This window comes from Paenibacillus urinalis, assembly GCF_028747985.1.
Classification (GTDB): Bacteria; Bacillota; Bacilli; order Paenibacillales; family Paenibacillaceae; genus Paenibacillus; species Paenibacillus urinalis.
In genome coordinates, this window is the sequence record NZ_CP118108.1 from 2,913,964 (window position 1) to 2,928,625 (window position 14,662).

16 protein-coding genes are annotated in these 14,662 nt (G+C 43.1%); 3 read left to right on the forward strand and 13 right to left on the reverse strand.

The window, feature by feature from the left end; translation table 11 throughout:
• Positions 1 to 50 precede the first annotated feature (50 nt).
• Positions 51 to 1,655 carry a response regulator transcription factor gene (locus tag PUW25_RS13455; protein ID WP_081872471.1) on the reverse strand — a complete coding sequence of 535 codons (1,605 nt, stop codon included), beginning with the start codon at positions 1,653 to 1,655 and terminating at the stop codon, positions 51 to 53.
• Between the two features lie 297 nt (positions 1,656 to 1,952).
• On the opposite strand from PUW25_RS13455, the gene PUW25_RS13460 reads away from it, so the two are divergent.
• On the forward strand, positions 1,953 to 2,930 hold the full coding sequence (locus tag PUW25_RS13460; RefSeq protein WP_047911910.1) for an NAD-dependent epimerase/dehydratase family protein: 978 nt from the start codon (positions 1,953 to 1,955) through the stop codon (positions 2,928 to 2,930).
• Positions 2,931 to 3,028: 98 nt separating this feature from the next.
• Here PUW25_RS13460 and PUW25_RS13465 read toward each other — a convergent pair whose 3' ends face one another.
• The 6 genes from PUW25_RS13465 to PUW25_RS13490 all read right to left on the reverse strand — a co-directional run bounded on the left by PUW25_RS13465 (position 3,029) and on the right by PUW25_RS13490 (position 6,281).
• Entirely contained in the window at positions 3,029 to 3,346 is a 318-nt protein-coding gene (locus tag PUW25_RS13465; protein ID WP_047911911.1) for a DUF1048 domain-containing protein, read from the reverse strand.
• 9 nt (positions 3,347 to 3,355) lie between these two features.
• Entirely contained in the window at positions 3,356 to 3,703 is a 348-nt protein-coding gene (locus PUW25_RS13470; RefSeq protein ID WP_047911912.1) for a DUF1048 domain-containing protein, read from the reverse strand.
• Positions 3,700 to 4,008 carry a PadR family transcriptional regulator gene (locus PUW25_RS13475; RefSeq protein ID WP_274338300.1) on the reverse strand — a complete coding sequence of 103 codons (309 nt, stop codon included), beginning with the start codon at positions 4,006 to 4,008 and terminating at the stop codon, positions 3,700 to 3,702. Before PUW25_RS13475 ends, PUW25_RS13470 begins: the two co-directional genes overlap by 4 nt.
• A gap of 135 nt (positions 4,009 to 4,143) precedes the next feature.
• Positions 4,144 to 5,169 (reverse strand): NAD(P)-dependent alcohol dehydrogenase, encoded by a 1,026-nt coding sequence (locus PUW25_RS13480; RefSeq protein WP_081872479.1) that lies wholly within the window; start codon positions 5,167 to 5,169, stop codon positions 4,144 to 4,146.
• A gap of 213 nt (positions 5,170 to 5,382) precedes the next feature.
• On the reverse strand, positions 5,383 to 6,150 hold the full coding sequence (locus PUW25_RS13485; RefSeq protein ID WP_047911914.1) for an alpha/beta fold hydrolase: 768 nt from the start codon (positions 6,148 to 6,150) through the stop codon (positions 5,383 to 5,385).
• Positions 6,151 to 6,152: 2 nt separating this feature from the next.
• Positions 6,153 to 6,281, reverse strand: coding sequence for a hypothetical protein (locus tag PUW25_RS13490; RefSeq protein ID WP_274337194.1), 129 nt, complete (start codon positions 6,279 to 6,281; stop codon positions 6,153 to 6,155).
• 117 nt (positions 6,282 to 6,398) lie between these two features.
• Between PUW25_RS13490 and PUW25_RS13495 the strand changes: the two genes are divergently transcribed.
• Positions 6,399 to 7,031: a TetR/AcrR family transcriptional regulator gene (locus PUW25_RS13495; RefSeq protein ID WP_274337195.1), complete on the forward strand. Its 633-nt coding sequence runs from the start codon at positions 6,399 to 6,401 to the stop codon at positions 7,029 to 7,031.
• A 165-nt stretch (positions 7,032 to 7,196) separates the two neighbouring features.
• On the opposite strand, the gene PUW25_RS13500 is transcribed toward PUW25_RS13495, so the two are convergent.
• Complete coding sequence (locus PUW25_RS13500; RefSeq protein ID WP_274337196.1) at positions 7,197 to 7,973, reverse strand: ABC transporter ATP-binding protein; 777 nt, start codon at positions 7,971 to 7,973, stop codon at positions 7,197 to 7,199.
• A gap of 489 nt (positions 7,974 to 8,462) precedes the next feature.
• Here PUW25_RS13500 and PUW25_RS13505 point away from each other — a divergent pair, with 489 nt between their 5' ends.
• Complete coding sequence (locus PUW25_RS13505) at positions 8,463 to 9,383, forward strand: TauD/TfdA dioxygenase family protein (RefSeq protein ID WP_047911916.1); 921 nt, start codon at positions 8,463 to 8,465, stop codon at positions 9,381 to 9,383.
• 84 nt (positions 9,384 to 9,467) lie between these two features.
• Here the strand turns inward: PUW25_RS13505 and PUW25_RS13510 are convergent, their stop codons facing one another.
• The 5 genes from PUW25_RS13510 to PUW25_RS13530 form a co-directional block, all read right to left on the reverse strand.
• On the reverse strand, positions 9,468 to 9,701 hold the full coding sequence (locus PUW25_RS13510; protein WP_047911917.1) for a helix-turn-helix domain-containing protein: 234 nt from the start codon (positions 9,699 to 9,701) through the stop codon (positions 9,468 to 9,470).
• A gap of 63 nt (positions 9,702 to 9,764) precedes the next feature.
• Entirely contained in the window at positions 9,765 to 10,631 is an 867-nt protein-coding gene (locus tag PUW25_RS13515; protein WP_047911918.1) for a methyl-accepting chemotaxis protein, read from the reverse strand.
• A gap of 18 nt (positions 10,632 to 10,649) precedes the next feature.
• A complete protein-coding gene (yfmT, locus tag PUW25_RS13520) occupies positions 10,650 to 12,104 on the reverse strand; it encodes a benzaldehyde dehydrogenase (RefSeq protein WP_047911919.1) in 1,455 nt (484 codons plus the stop codon).
• A 734-nt stretch (positions 12,105 to 12,838) separates the two neighbouring features.
• Positions 12,839 to 13,585, reverse strand: a complete 747-nt coding sequence (gene map, locus PUW25_RS13525) for a type I methionyl aminopeptidase (protein WP_047911920.1) — start codon at positions 13,583 to 13,585, stop codon at positions 12,839 to 12,841.
• Positions 13,586 to 13,663: 78 nt separating this feature from the next.
• Positions 13,664 to 14,554, reverse strand: coding sequence for an AraC family transcriptional regulator (locus PUW25_RS13530; RefSeq protein WP_047911921.1), 891 nt, complete (start codon positions 14,552 to 14,554; stop codon positions 13,664 to 13,666).
• Between the last annotated feature and the right edge of the window lie 108 nt (positions 14,555 to 14,662).

Genomic DNA, 14,662 nt, shown 5'->3' on the forward strand with positions numbered 1-14,662 from the left:
AGCACCTGTATCCTTTCAAAATTCATATCTCGCAACCGCTTTCATAAATTCTAACCTCTATATTCTTCAGGACTTACACCGACGATTTTTTTGAAAATTTTGCTGAAGTACGTGTAATTGTGGTAACCAACTTTATCTGCTACCTCATATATACGTAATCTTCGATCCTCTAAATATGACTTTGCCTTCTCGATACGAACGCGAGTCAAATACGAGACAAAATTTTCATTCTTCTCTTGTTTAAATACTCGGCTCAAATAGGATGAGTTCACATTAATCTGACTGGCTACGCTCTGGAGGGTGATATCTTCCGCGTAGTACTGACGGATGATGTCGACAGCGATGTCTGCATAGCTGAGTTCCTGCATGGTGCGGGTTTTCGTTTGCAAACATTCCAGCACATAATCCTGCACAATCCGGTGCAGTTCATTCCATGTCTCAGCAGCAGAGACAGACTCATAAGGTGACATTCTATCGGATAACAGAAGCTCCCTTGAAGCTTGGGAGAACTCAGTATTGAAGATTTCCAGGAACAGTACGTAGGCCTTGCGGACAGCATACTCGTCAGCCCACGCTTCCACTAGCTTCATACGAAATTGCTCCAAGTAGCTACTTATCTTCTCCACCTTATGACTTTCAAGAACAAGTCGCAGCTCATACTCAAGATCTCGGATCAATGGATATTGACCGCCTGCGCGATTGGTTGAGACTGTCGCATCTGTAAAGAAATGAACGCTGCTGCTATCGGTAAAGAAACGATGCCGCCATGCGGTATCTGCCTCTCGATATGCCCTCTTCAGAGATATGAGATCCGGAACGATCGTGCTCACTCCGACGGAAAAAGTGATATTCATGAAGTCCTTCATGGACCCGAGAATCTTATTGTTCAGCTTCTCTATGTCCTTCCGCCAAGACCCTTCCTCCGTTGGAGCTGCATTGCGGATTACCAGGTATTCGGAAGAGCTCTCCACAATAATTTCGCAGTCGGCTCTTGTCGGTGTCACCTCTTTAATGACATTCAAGATCGAGAAACGCAGCAATTTCTCATCCTTCTCCTTGTATTTCTTTCTTACTTCTTCGAATTGATCCATTTTGAATTTGATGATCACAAGATCATGCGGATTTAAGCGAACCTGAAGCTGTTCCGCCTTGACGGCAGCCTGTTCCCCAATTGGAAGGCCACTTATTAAATCCTTAAAGAAGTTTTCCTTCAGATGAGTCAAGCTCTGCGTATAATGAAACGGCGCCGCAAACAAGCGATCCTCGCTGCCAATCTTGGACAACATTTTTCCACGAATTCTTGTCAGCAAGTCTGTAAGCGATGCCGGTGAGATTTCGCTCTTGATTAAATAGTCCAGCGCACCAAGCCTAAGTGCTTCCTTAACATAGTCTATCTCATCAAAATTACTAAGAATGACATATCTGCAGTCCGGAAATCTCTTCGATATTTCACGTATCAACTCCAGGCCATCCATAAGTGGCATTTTGATATCCGTAATGATTAAATCAGGAGTGCTTTCAAGCGCAATTTCGAGAGCTTCTTTGCCATTCCCTGCTTCTCCGACAATGCGGAATCCATGCTCTTCCCACAATAACGAGGAACGGATTCCGATTCGCATCAGCATTTCATCATCCACGATCATCAATTTATACATCCATATCCCTCGATTTCCCTGAATTGCTCTACTAATTCGATAGTTGACACGGAATTCCTGCCGTAGGTAGTTGATCACAATGAAGTATACTGGAATTATACAAGAAGATTTCGCAGCACTTATAGCATATCTCCCAAATGTCGGTATACCGTAGCTTCATCACCTCCATTCCTCACACTTCTTTCCAATCATTGATGTTAACTGTGAAAACCTTCACTTATTTTATTACGTTAAGGTCTTAATCTTATGGGGTAAGAGAAACTATAAAACTAACAAAGCGTTAAGGAGTGACTCAACATGAAAAAAGTATTTATTCTTGGTCAAACCGGTTTTCTTGGTTATTATACAGCTTTAGAACTAAATAAGCGTCATTATCAAGTGTCTGGTATCTCACTTCCTCCAGCTGTTGCTGACAGCCTGTTCCCTGAAGAAATCGAGGAATTATACGGGGACCTCAACCAATATACAGACGAAGAAATTATTAAGCTTCTGGATGGTGTCTATGCCTTCATCTATGCGGCAGGTGCGGATGAGCGAATCGTTCCTGACGCTCCTGCTGTGAAGTTTTTTTACGAAGCAAATGTTTTGCCTACCCAGCGGCTAGCCCGACTTGCCAGACAAGCTGGTGTCAAAAAATTTGTCTTGTTCGGCTCTTACTTTGCACACTTTGCAGAAAAATGGACCGATCTTAACCTCAAAACACATCATGCATATCCACGTACACGCTTGTTGCAGGAGGAAATTGCAATCATGGAAAGCCATGGTCAGATGGATGTTATGACACTCCGTTTGCCGTATATTTTTGGTACAATGCCGGGTCGGACGCCGCTATGGACGATGATGGTTGATAGAGTAAGAGACCAGGACAGCGTACCCGTATTACCGGGCGGCACTGCTATGGTTACCGCACAGCAAGTTGCACAGGCGGCTGTTGGCGCCATCGAATTTGGTCAGCACCAAGGGAAATACGCGATCTGTGATACAAATATGAAGCATACCGAATTCTTCCAGATGATCGCTGATGAACTTGGTCAGACGAATACTAAGATTGTGGAAGTTCCACTTGAGGCCATGAAACCAGCAATGGAACAGCATAATGCTCAGGTCATGTCCGCTGGTAAAGAGCATGGCATCCATTTGGATGTCACTGCTGTCATTCAAAGCCGTGATGCCTATCTAGATCCCGAAGACACGATGCCAATACTGAAATATGAGAAAGATGACATTTATGCTAGTATACGAGAAACCCTGAACCACTGTGTACAAGTGCGCTAAGAATTGGATAACGTTAAATAGGTACACAAATCTAGTAATTTCAAAAAACCTTATGGAGCTTTGTAGATGTAAGATGCTCCATAAGGTTTTTTGATAAGTTAACTACCTTTTTGATTATTAGACTCCTGATAGATATCGGCATAGGTTTTTGAATCTTTGATAAGGTTATCGCAGAAAGCAGCTACGTCACTGCCCGTTACCTCGAGCACACCTTTACCCGAGGCAGCACCCTCTTCAAAAAGATCGACAATCCCCGAGAGCAAACCTGTTCCTTCGGTCAATTCTACAGGACCCACCTTAAAGAGATATTTTTGAATTTCTTTGTAGACAATCTGATAATCCTGCGGGAGCGCTTTGACACGTGCAACGTGGGCTCGCCATTCCTTTTTGCCTTCGATGATATCTTGTATTCGCATTTCACCCTCCTATTTACCTAATTTTTTGGCAATATTATTATTGAACTGATCACGCCACTTATCTCGATAAGACTTTGCTCCTTCTTCGCCGGCCAGTGCTGAACAGAAGCCTTTAATATCACCACCAAGCACCTCTTGGACACTCTGACCCTCTGCCGCTGTTTCTTCGAACAGGCCAAGTACACCGTCTAGAATAGGCATCAGATTACGGCCTGAGAAATCGGAGTGAGGCCAGAGATTGATATTAATCTCTTCCCATGCGGCTTGATAATCTGCAGGCAGCTTTTTCGCACGCGAATCAAAAGCTTTCATTTCTTTCGTCATATCACTGCCGGTAATTTTCTCCCAAAAATTCATTCTATCCCCTCCTTTAACTCATTCATTTTTGAGGATACGAACTCCCATTTGACCCAGAACTTCTGTAACTCCTTACGCCCTGTATCGTTGATTGCGTAAAATTTTCGTGGTGGTCCGATGTCTGAAGGCTTCTTAGTAACCTCCACCAGTTTGTTCTTTTCAAGTCGGATCAGGATGGTATACACTGTTCCCTCCACAACATCGGTAAAGCCGAGGGCGTTTAATCTCCGGGTAATATCATATCCATAGGTTTCTTCGCGGCTTATAATTTCAAGGACACAGCCCTCAAGCACACCTTTGAGCATTTCCGTTAAGTTTTCCAACACATTCACCCTTCACTATTCTGTATGACTGGTATGCAGTATTACTTACTACCGCTATAAAGTATCACGTAGTAGCTTACAAAGTCAAGTCTTTGCTGTTCAATAATACTTTACTGTCTAACCCTTCATAACGATGACGGCTTTTCCTTTCAACCGGCCTTCTCCAATATCTCGAAATGCCTGGGCTGCTTCACTCAGTGGGTACTCCTTATCAACTACCGGCAAGACCTGTCCTATTTCGACAAGTTCCTTCCACACCTGCTGATCTCCGTCGTTTGGTTTGTGGATGAGCAGCATCATTTTCTTTTTTTCTATTCTAGAAACGAAAGGGGCGAGCAATAGATTTTGGAAAATGTGAAACATCGTGCCGCCGATCATCACATATCTCCCGCCCTTGTTTAGTGCTCGTTTTAAAGAAAATGCGGAGCGATTTCCAACGACATCAAGAATTAAATCGTATTTAATCCCCCTTGTAGTAAAGTCCTCTTTCATATAATCAAGGACATGGTCCGTACCTATAGCTCGCAGCATATCCAGCTTCTCTGCACTGTCTACTCCTGTCACTTCTGCTCCATGCAATTTGGCATATTGAATGGCAAACGTTCCTACTCCCCCACCGGCTCCGTTAATAAGAACACGTTCGCCTTGTTGCAGTCTTCCCCTGTCACGCAGACCTTGCAGGGCTAGAACGGCTGCCTGAGGGATGGCGGCTGCCTGAACATAGCTGATTGCAGCAGGCTTTGGTGTTAAGGCATTTTCGTTAGCACATACATACTCTGCGAATCCACCCCAGCCACATCCAGAAAGATCCCCAAACACCTCATCTCCTCGTTTAAATCTGGTGACATCCGCTCCAACCGTAATTACCTTTCCTGCTACGTCAGCGCCCAGAATTCGGTAACGAGGCTGCTGAAATGCACCGATACGGTTTGCGAATGGCTTTCCACGAAGCAGATCCCAATCCCAGGAATTTATTGAGGTCGCATGGACTTCAATCAATACTTCATTTTCCTTGGGCACAGGGACTGCTACTTTATCTAATCTTAGAGCTTCTGGCGTTCCATAGGTATCGTATACCATCGCCTTCATGAAGTGTGTACCCTGCTTGCCGGACAATCCATTGTTATCCATTCTTTCTCTCATGATCATTCTCCATTCAATAGACTCATGTGTGTCGATATTCAGAAATCCCCCGTAAAACACATAAATAATGATCATTCTTATTCACAAGAAATCATTCACTTCCAAATGTCTGATACGCTGTGAATATTTAGAGGTTTCACATTCGATCTATTCCGATATTAAATGACAAAAAGGAACCGCAGCAATACTGTTCGCCGCGGTTCTTCAGTATGATTATTGATTGTTAATTTCGGTGATCCAATCCTCTATAGCCGTAACAACTTCTTGTAATTGTTCCTCTTCATCAATGGCTGGATCATTATCCCCTTTTTGCTTCCCATAGGATCCGAATTGTCCATGGTTGCCTCCTTCTACACTAACATAAAAGGTATCTTCAGGCAGGTTCGTCTTGGAGCTCTCCCAAACCTCCTGATTAAGCACTCCATCCGCTGTACCTGTAATTTGCAGCGCAGACAGATCCGTATCTTTTAATGTTCCGGACTCGTCAGCATAGGAAGCCAAGAAAAATACCCCCTCAAGCTCCTCTCTATGCTCATTAGCATATCTGGCTGCAAATGCGCCTCCTAGAGAGTGTCCCCCAATTACAAACGACTCATCTGGATGTTCTTCCAGAAAAGAGTCCGCTTTGTTTTGACCAAATATGGCCAAATTAAGAGGCATCTCGGCAATGTATGTTCGATGTCCCCGTTTAGCCAGTTCTCTCGCAAAGAGAGAATAGCTTTCCGGTTCGACTAGCCCGCCTGGATAAAAAATAATATTAGGCTCGTTAATCTTTCCAGTTTCAGGCTCAAATTTATAACCCTCTTTGACCTTCGTTACTTTAACCTGATCATCACTCTGTGAAGCGAACTCTGCTTGTTGGGAAGGACTATAAGTTATGGAATTTAAGTACACCCATAAACCAATAACAACAACTACGATGAGCAGGCAGCCCCATAATAATATTTTATTCCATTTCACCTTTTTTGCCTTTTTTGTCAAAGCTATAACACCTTCTTAATCATTATATTTCGATGCCCATCTTCAATGACTGCAGCAATCAGCGATTCGTCCCCGTATCCAACCTTAGGCTCTGTAAGGATGAAGATACCGTTCGCTTTCTTCATTGTCATTGAATTAATGGATCATTTCTAGTAAATTATATTTACCAGTAAGTATAATTACAAGTTCATTTGTTGATATATTTGTTCACATCGATCAATTGTCACAAAATTTTCACGGAGGTTCTAATGGCAAATAAAGAGATTCAACGTTCACCAGGAAGACCGAAACAAGCAGAACAAGAGTTATCCAAACAAGAACTTATTCTCCAAACAGCTGCACAGCTGTTTATGCAGCATGGCTATGAGCCCGTATCGCTCCAACAAATTTCTAAAGCTTGCCATGTGACCAAACCGACCATCTACTATCATTTCACCAGTAAGTCAGAGCTTTTTAAAGCCGCGGTTACGATCATGTTCAATAATGTGCATCAACATACGTCACGATTATTAAGAGATGCAGAGCATCTGGAAGAAGGATTACTAAAGGTTGCAGAAGCAAGATTAGCCAATCCCCATGCGGAAATTGAGACGCTTCTAAGAGAAGCGGAGAAGTTTCTGAGTGAGGAACAGATACGCGAAATTAGGGAAGCTGAAAATCAAATTTACGAGGAATTAGCTGACTATTTTCGAGAGGCGATGGAACGTAATATACTTCGAAAGAATAATCCAATGCTTCTAGCACAAACTTTCTCAACCATGATGGTGATCGGGAATAAGAATGAAACGGTAAGTGAATATAATTCCGCTGCTAAGCTAGGCAAGGAGCTCGTGGACATTTTCTTGCGCGGTACATTATCAGGATCATCCGCCCTCCTGTGAGCCTAACGAGTTTTTGTGTCTGAATCATAATAAAAATCCCCTTCGTTCAACAAGTAAGCAAAATCGAGGTTACCCGATCTATTACTACACTTGTTTACTAGCAGGGGCTGCTTATGGTTTATGCGTAAAAATTGGATGCTATCACGCCTATTCTCATAGTTCCATTTAAATACTATATGCTTCTTGCTCCTCCCGGTGATCCAGCTCATCCAATACTAAAGTGCGCAGCTCGATAAAGGAACGGCTGGTTCGTTTACGTGGATAGGGCAGATCAATCGGCACGATCGCCTTGATTCGACCTGGACGCCGGTCCATCACAACCACCCTGGTGGACAAGAATACCGCTTCATCAATATCATGGGTGACGAGAACCATCGCGGTCTTGTTGGTCTGCCATATATCGAGCAGGGCTTCCTGCATATGGCCTCTTGTAAAAGCATCCAGCGCACCGAACGGCTCGTCGAGCAGCATCACCTCCGGATTTCTGATCAGTGCCCGTGCAATGGCAACCCGCTGTGACATCCCACCCGACAGTTCTCTTGGAAATGCCTTTTCGAACCCTTTCAATTTAACCAGTTCAATCAACGCGTCGACTCGGCTTCGAACTTCCGAATCTTTTAGTGATAAATCCGCCGCGATGTTCTGCTCTACACTGAGCCACGGAAACAGCCTGTGCTCCTGAAAGATAAAGCCTTTTTCCTGAGATGGACGCTCTACCCGTTTCCCTTTGAGTAATACATCCCCTTCGTAATCGGTATCAAGCCCTGCAACAATTTTGAGCAGTGTGCTCTTCCCACAGCCGCTCGGCCCAATAATGGTCGTGAAGTCACCTTCCTTCACTGTAAGATTGATCTCATCCAGCACATGATTAGAGCCTTGGTCTCCTCTAAAGGTTTTATTTACTGCGTTCACTTCGAGAATTGATCTTCGTTCTTCGGACATATTGGCTCCCCCATTCTTAGTGAAAATAAAAAGAGACTCGGCTCACCTTCTGAAAAAAAGGGGGTCAGCCGAATCTCTGGTCGTTCCAGTCGATTCACACATATCGATTCAAAATTACCGTTAAGGGATCCAAATCATTCGTTGTTGTGGCTCATCTTAGCAGAGCTGGGAGGATATTGTCAATACCCGATTAAACAGGTAAGATTACATTAGTAAGTTTAAAAGACTAAACTATCTCGTGAAGAAAACCTTACATATTTTAGTAAAATACAGGTTGACAGTTTGCGATACTTGCTGATAAGATTTGGTCCATCACACACTGAACTATAAATCAGTCTGTAAACGATGAACGGATCAACTGGACGACCAGAGATTCGGACACGAGAAATGAAACCCTTCTTCTTCGTGTCTGACTTCTCTGGCGTCTTTTTTTTCGTTCTAAAGTCCACTGAAAACGTAGGAATACTATAATTGAGGAGGCTAATATCCATGAGTCAAACCACTTATCTGTCACGTGATTACGCACCTGTCCGGGAATTTAAAGCAGGAGCGAGACATTTGAACCGACTTGCAGAAGGATTAGAGGATCGTCCTTATACCTTGTTCACATTAAAACCGCTTGGTCCGATTATTGGAGCAGAAATCGAAGGTGTTGACCTTGGAAAGCCGCTGGCTCCTGAGCTCAAGGCCGAAATTCAGCGCGCATTTCTGGAGTGGAAAGTGTTGTTCTTCCGGAACCAGCACATTACGAGCGAACAGCAGGTGGCTTTTGCCAAAGAGTGGGGAGAACTTGAGAAGCATCCTTTCCTCCCCCGGGGAAGCGCAGAAGAAATTACGCGGTTTGAGAAAAATGCAAATATGACAGGCAATGAGAACATATGGCATGCAGATGTGACCTGGCGTAAAGATCCTGCCCTCGGCTCTGTACTTCGTTTATCTGAGGTCCCTCCCTTTGGTGGTGATACCCTTTGGGCTGATATGGGAGCAGCTTACGACAACCTCCCCGATGCAATTAAAGAACGAATCCACGGACTCACTGCTATCCATGATTTTACGACGACGTTCGGACGTCACATGCCGCCGGAGATCCTTGCTGCGAAACAGGAGGAGTTTCCTGCTGCAGAGCATCCCATCGTGCGGACTCATCCCGAAACCGGTCGCAAGACATTATTCGTTAATGGCGCCTTCACCATCCGGATTGTCGGACTTGAGGAGGGGGAGAGCGAGAAGCTTCTTAATTACCTGTTCCGTCAGGCTCACATTCCAGAATATCAGGTTCGGTTCCAATGGGAAGCGAATTCGGTCGCACTATGGGATAACAGAGCAACTCAGCATTATGCTGTGTCTGATTATTACCCCCATCGCCGTGTGGCAGAGCGGGTGTCAATTGCAGGGGATCGGCCGTACTAATCCTCTACAGATAGATTTAAAGATCGATTCTTAATGAATCGATCTTTAATCCAGTATGTCTTATGCTGAGCAATTGTTAACCGGTTAATCTCTCTTTGTTTCCGATGTGTTCGGAATCAGTTCATACAAGTCAGCAACATCACAACCGAGAGTATCGGAGATAGATATCGCCATTTTGAGTGGCATCACTCTTTTGTTTTCCATATAATCATATAATCGTTCCGGCTTCATAAGCATTTCTTTTGCCAGCCATTCCACTGATCTTCCGGATTCCATCAATCGTTCATTCAATAAGCACTGTCCAAGTTCAAATTTCAAGAATCAATGACCTCCTAAGTTATAATTTACCTTAAGGGTCGTCCATTGCCAGCATGTATATACTCACTGACTATCGTTTGAATACAAGGTCTGTTCCGCTACTTGAGCTAATTCTTCTGCTTTAACGCTGATCTCTTGAATGGTAGCCGTAAATTCTTGAATGGTACCTGATTGCGTATCAGCTAAAGTGTGAATATCGGAAAAAGCTTGGTTTAAACGCAGCAGCAACGCTTGGATATTTTGTGTAATTCCATTGATCTGATCTACGTTGTTCTTGGAGCTCGTAGCCAGCTTCCTGATCTCTCCGGCAACAACGGAGAAGCCTCTTCCCACTTCACCAGCTCGAGCAGCTTCGATGGCTGCATTCAGGCCGAGCAGGTTACTCTGATCCGAAATCTCCTTCACTACCGTCGATATCTTGCCAATCTGCTGAGCACTTGAACTAATGTCTTTCATTTGTGTAGTCATGTCTGTCACTCGATCATTCAGGTGTGTCACTGCACGACTAATATCCTCAATCGAAGCCGTAGACTCCTCGACAATGGCGGAGAAGCTCTCCGCCATTTCAAACAGCTTGCTCGCTTTCTCAAGACTTGTCCCCATACCAATTCCACCAATTACTCTGCCCTCTTCATCATGTAATGGAATTGCTCTAGCCGCTAAAGGAAATCCGAAGAGTTCCTTTGGTACAATTGCGGATATAGGCGTATTATTTCGAATGGCGTTGGTTACGATATCCCCTTCCATTAAAGGGTCTCCCGGGTTTACGTTAAGAGAGAATGTCTTCCCCGGAATATTAATGATCAGCTTCTCTGTATCGTAGATTCCAATGGTAATATCATCATTTGAGAGACTATTCAATAACGGAGCTACTGCTATAAATGATTTGATAAGGTCGTGCTGTGTATTGACTTCTGTTGCTGTATTCATGTTCTTCTCTCCTAGCTCTTAATACGGAAATTTCCGCTGTCCATAGTTAACCGAAATCCATTTCATCGTTGTAAATTCATCCAGGCTCCATTCACCGTTCATACGTCCTAACCCCGATTGTTTCTCTCCGCCAAATGCAATAATGGGCTCATCGTTTATCGTAATATCATTTACATGGATCATGCCGGTATGCACTTTCTTCGCCAGCTCTACTCCACGCTCCAGGTTGGAAGTGTGGACTGCACCGCTAAGTCCAAATCTCGTATCGTTTGCGATATCAATAGCCTCTTCTTCTGTTTCAAAAGGTATGATGCAGACAACCGGACCAAACAGCTCATCTTGAGCAACGACCATCTCTGGATTGACATCAATGAGAATCGTAGGCTCTACCATTCTTCCTGTTATCTTACCATGCAGGAGCGGAACGGCTCCTTCCTCAATTCCCTTCGCAATAAGCTTCTCAAGTGTTTCTGCCTGGCGTCTATTAATGACAGGACCAATGACGGTTTCTGGATCGCTAGGATCCCCCACTTTAAGCGTAGTAACCTTTTCTTTAAACATCTTAAGGAATTGTTCATATATTGATTTTTGTACGAGAATACGATTGGCGCACATACATATTTGACCTTGATGTGTGAATCTGCTGAAAGTGGCCGCTTGAACTGCATATTCTAGATCAGCATCCTCTAATATAATGAATGCACTGTTTCCACCAAGCTCCAGCAGCGGCTTCTTATAGTTCTTGACTGCCAGCTGGCCAATATAGCTTCCGACCTGAGTTGATCCCGTAAAGGAAATAATTCTAGGAATCGGATGCTCCACAAACGCATCACCAATTTCCTTAATATCGGTAACGACGACATTTAAGAGACCTTTTGGAATACCCGCTGCCTCGAAGATCTTGCCGATCAGTGTGCCGCCTGTAATCGGTGTATCCTCATGCGGCTTTAACACTACTCCATTGCCGGCACCCAGTGCAGGCGCAACAGATTTCATAGATAAGAAGAACGGAAAATTAAAAGGACTGATAACCCCAACTACCCCGGCAGGAATTCGGTACAGACGATTTTCTTTGCCATCTTCTGTGGACGGAAGAATCTTTCCTTCCATCCGGAGCGGAAAGGTAGCCGCTTCTTTAATCATGTTTTTAACAAGACCAATCTCAAATGCGGCCTTCATCCGAGTACCACCCAGCTCTTGAATGATAAGGGATGTAATCTCTTCTTCATTTGCTTCTATGTATGTAACAGCTTTCTCCAGAATATCGCGTTTCTTGTAAGGATTAACCTTATCCCATTCGAGCTTGGCCTTATGCGCTGATTTGTATGCTTCATCAATATCTTTAACGCTGGCTATCTGAAACGTCGTGATAACCTCATCATTATATGGATTGATATCAGGCAACACTTTCTCGCTGGAACCTTCTCTCCAGTCTCCACCTATAAATTGTTTCCCTAGCTCTGTATAATTCATATGCTTCCTCCTCTGATTTTGTGGATGGCTTCAGATTATCAAATATAATATCGTCAGAATACTAGCTTTGAATAAGCTCGTTTTACACCAATCTTGTCAAAAACAGTGATTATCAATGATATTTGGTGCTTAATGCCTAGTTGGAGAATGGATATCATGTGACTCGTTTATTAAACACGTAAAAGATATGAACAAAAAACACCTGCCAGCAATAACTAACAGATGTTGTTCAGATGATACTTCTTACCGAAAAAGGGACGTGGATTGGTGATTTTCATCCTTGTTTTCTGAATAGCAATGATCTTTTGTTTAAGTATATCCTTCTCCCATTCAAAAACCCTTTCATCTCAGATCATTATGGTTGGTATCGTGGACATGTTATGCGGTATAGGCTTCTCATTATAAAAAATAGGCTTCGCGAACTTCCCTACAAATATTCCAATCCAACTTCTCCGAGGACGGGAATTTCCGGTTGCAATATCGTGAAACGAAGAGCAGTGCGCTAACATCTGAGCAGCCTTCATTTTACCCCAGCGTGGTTTCTAATCCGGTTTAAGATTGTCGATCCGAGCCAATATTGCTTCTACATCCGATTTGTTATAAATACTTCCCAATACTTAAGCGCCCCCAAATGGTCTTATATGTATAATAGGAGCAGCCTCGCTCTGGCCGCTATAGCGGGCTGCTCCGTGATATCTCGGATCAAACGCGTCTGTTCTAAATCATTAGCTATACTATACAGCCGTCAAGATAATGGGCTGATTTTTTGTAATGATAATTGTATGCTCGTGCTGGGCTACATAGCTATTGTCAGGGACACTTAATGTCCAGCCGTCCGACTGCTCAACGGCATATCCTGCACCTGTAGATAGAAAAGGCTCGATCGTAATAACCATGCCCTCCTTCAATACCCGTTTATCATGCTTGTTGTAGAAGGGTAGAATCTCTGTTGGGGATTCATGCAGTGATTTTCCGATACCATGACTGCATAGATTTTTAATAATGTTGTATCCGCCTTTTTTAGCCTCGATTTCAATAATCCTGCCGATTTCGTTCAGTTTAACTCCATGCTTCAGTGAAGAGATTACTTTCATCATGGTCTGATGCGTGTATTGGCACAGCTGCATTAATGAAGACTCATATGGAGGAATCACAAAAGAATGACCCGCATCCGCATAATACCCCCCCGCTTCTGCAGAAACATCAATGTTGATTAAATCGCCTGGCTGAATAATTCGATTACCTGGTATACCGTGAGCAACTTCGTGGTTAACACTAATACAGGTATTTCCAGGGAAATCATAAGTGATCTTCGGTGCCGACACAGCACCATTCCTGGCCAGAATCTGCCCTCCAATTTCATCAAGTTCCTTTGTTGTCATTCCGACACGTGCCTGAATTTTCATTTCTTTGATCGTCATGGCAACAATTCTGCCGATTTCCTTCAGACCTTCAATATCATTCTGCGATCCTACTGTCATCTAATTCCCTCCATTTAACTCATGTATCTAATTTACCACATCTATCACTCAGTTATATATTAAAGAATGATCGACCAATCAATCATTGAATATTTTTTGCTTTTTATAGGCCAATGGAGTCATGTTCATTGATTTCTTGAATTGACTTATAAAATAGCTAGTGCTGTTAAAACCAACCTGATAAGCCACATCTGTAACATTATATTCAGGCGCTTGCAGCAGGAGCAAGCTTTTTTGAATTCGGTATTCCATCACATAACTCAGCGGTGTATCCTTTATAAATCTTTGAAAATAGCGGCAGCACTCAGATCTGCTTAGCTGCCCTGCTCTTGCGATATCTTCTAGAACGATCTTCTCAGGATAATGTAAATGTATCCAGTTCAACATCTTCTTCATCTTCTCGTTCTTTAACATCTCCCCTTCTATGTATTCTAATTGAAAATGATTCAAAATCAGGTTTCTCCATATCTGTGCAAGCTCTATAGAAATATCGATTTCATATGCAGGTGGACGCTCCTGGATCAAACGGTCAATCTCAACGATGCTGTTTATAATGTTAGTCACCCACTGCTCTGATGTGTTCAGTAGGATGTATGGTAAGTTTGTTGCTTTTATATAAGGATACACATAAGTTCCGTATAACTCTTGGGACAGCATAAATCTCGGAGAAATGTTCAAACAAATGTAGACACAACCCGAATGATTGTCATCTTTGGCAAGGTGCAGACAGCCACTATTAATAAATAAAGCTTCCCCCTTCGCCAATCTCACTCTTTCTTCCTGGATCTGAAAAACAACTTGCCCTTTGACAACAAGTACAAATTGAAGTTCTTCATGCCAGTGCATTGGGATATATCCGTTAATATTACAAATGATCGTCGTGTGATAGCATGCGAGTGGCAATATGGTGGTTCGGTGCTGCGTAAGCTCTTTAAAATCCGGGTCAATTGTAAATTCTTTAAATTGCATTCATGAACACCTAACCTCAATATATTTATATTTTTATATCTGATTTTTGTATATATTTATACATTTTCTATTTATTATAGTCAAAGCAGGATACGATTTTAATACTTT

What these genes read in the sequence shown, in the direction of transcription:
- PUW25_RS13460 (WP_047911910.1), top strand. Translation starts at nt 1,953, where the DNA reads ATGAAAAAAGTATTTATTCTTGGTCAAACCGGTTTTCTTGGTTATTAT.
- yfmT (WP_047911919.1), bottom strand. Translation starts at nt 12,104, where the DNA reads ATGAATTATACAGAGCTAGGGAAACAATTTATAGGTGGAGACTGGAGA.
- PUW25_RS13480 (WP_081872479.1), bottom strand. Translation starts at nt 5,169, where the DNA reads ATGAGAGAAAGAATGGATAACAATGGATTGTCCGGCAAGCAGGGTACA.
- PUW25_RS13475 (WP_274338300.1), bottom strand. Translation starts at nt 4,008, where the DNA reads ATGCTCAAAGGTGTGCTTGAGGGCTGTGTCCTTGAAATTATAAGCCGC.
- PUW25_RS13470 (WP_047911912.1), bottom strand. Translation starts at nt 3,703, where the DNA reads ATGAATTTTTGGGAGAAAATTACCGGCAGTGATATGACGAAAGAAATG.
- PUW25_RS13455 (WP_081872471.1), bottom strand. Translation starts at nt 1,655, where the DNA reads ATGTATAAATTGATGATCGTGGATGATGAAATGCTGATGCGAATCGGA.
- PUW25_RS13505 (WP_047911916.1), top strand. Translation starts at nt 8,463, where the DNA reads ATGAGTCAAACCACTTATCTGTCACGTGATTACGCACCTGTCCGGGAA.
- map (WP_047911920.1), bottom strand. Translation starts at nt 13,585, where the DNA reads ATGACAGTAGGATCGCAGAATGATATTGAAGGTCTGAAGGAAATCGGC.
- PUW25_RS13500 (WP_274337196.1), bottom strand. Translation starts at nt 7,973, where the DNA reads ATGTCCGAAGAACGAAGATCAATTCTCGAAGTGAACGCAGTAAATAAA.
- PUW25_RS13465 (WP_047911911.1), bottom strand. Translation starts at nt 3,346, where the DNA reads ATGCGAATACAAGATATCATCGAAGGCAAAAAGGAATGGCGAGCCCAC.
- PUW25_RS13495 (WP_274337195.1), top strand. Translation starts at nt 6,399, where the DNA reads ATGGCAAATAAAGAGATTCAACGTTCACCAGGAAGACCGAAACAAGCA.
- PUW25_RS13530 (WP_047911921.1), bottom strand. Translation starts at nt 14,554, where the DNA reads ATGCAATTTAAAGAATTTACAATTGACCCGGATTTTAAAGAGCTTACG.
- PUW25_RS13515 (WP_047911918.1), bottom strand. Translation starts at nt 10,631, where the DNA reads ATGAATACAGCAACAGAAGTCAATACACAGCACGACCTTATCAAATCA.
- PUW25_RS13490 (WP_274337194.1), bottom strand. Translation starts at nt 6,281, where the DNA reads ATGACAATGAAGAAAGCGAACGGTATCTTCATCCTTACAGAGCCTAAG.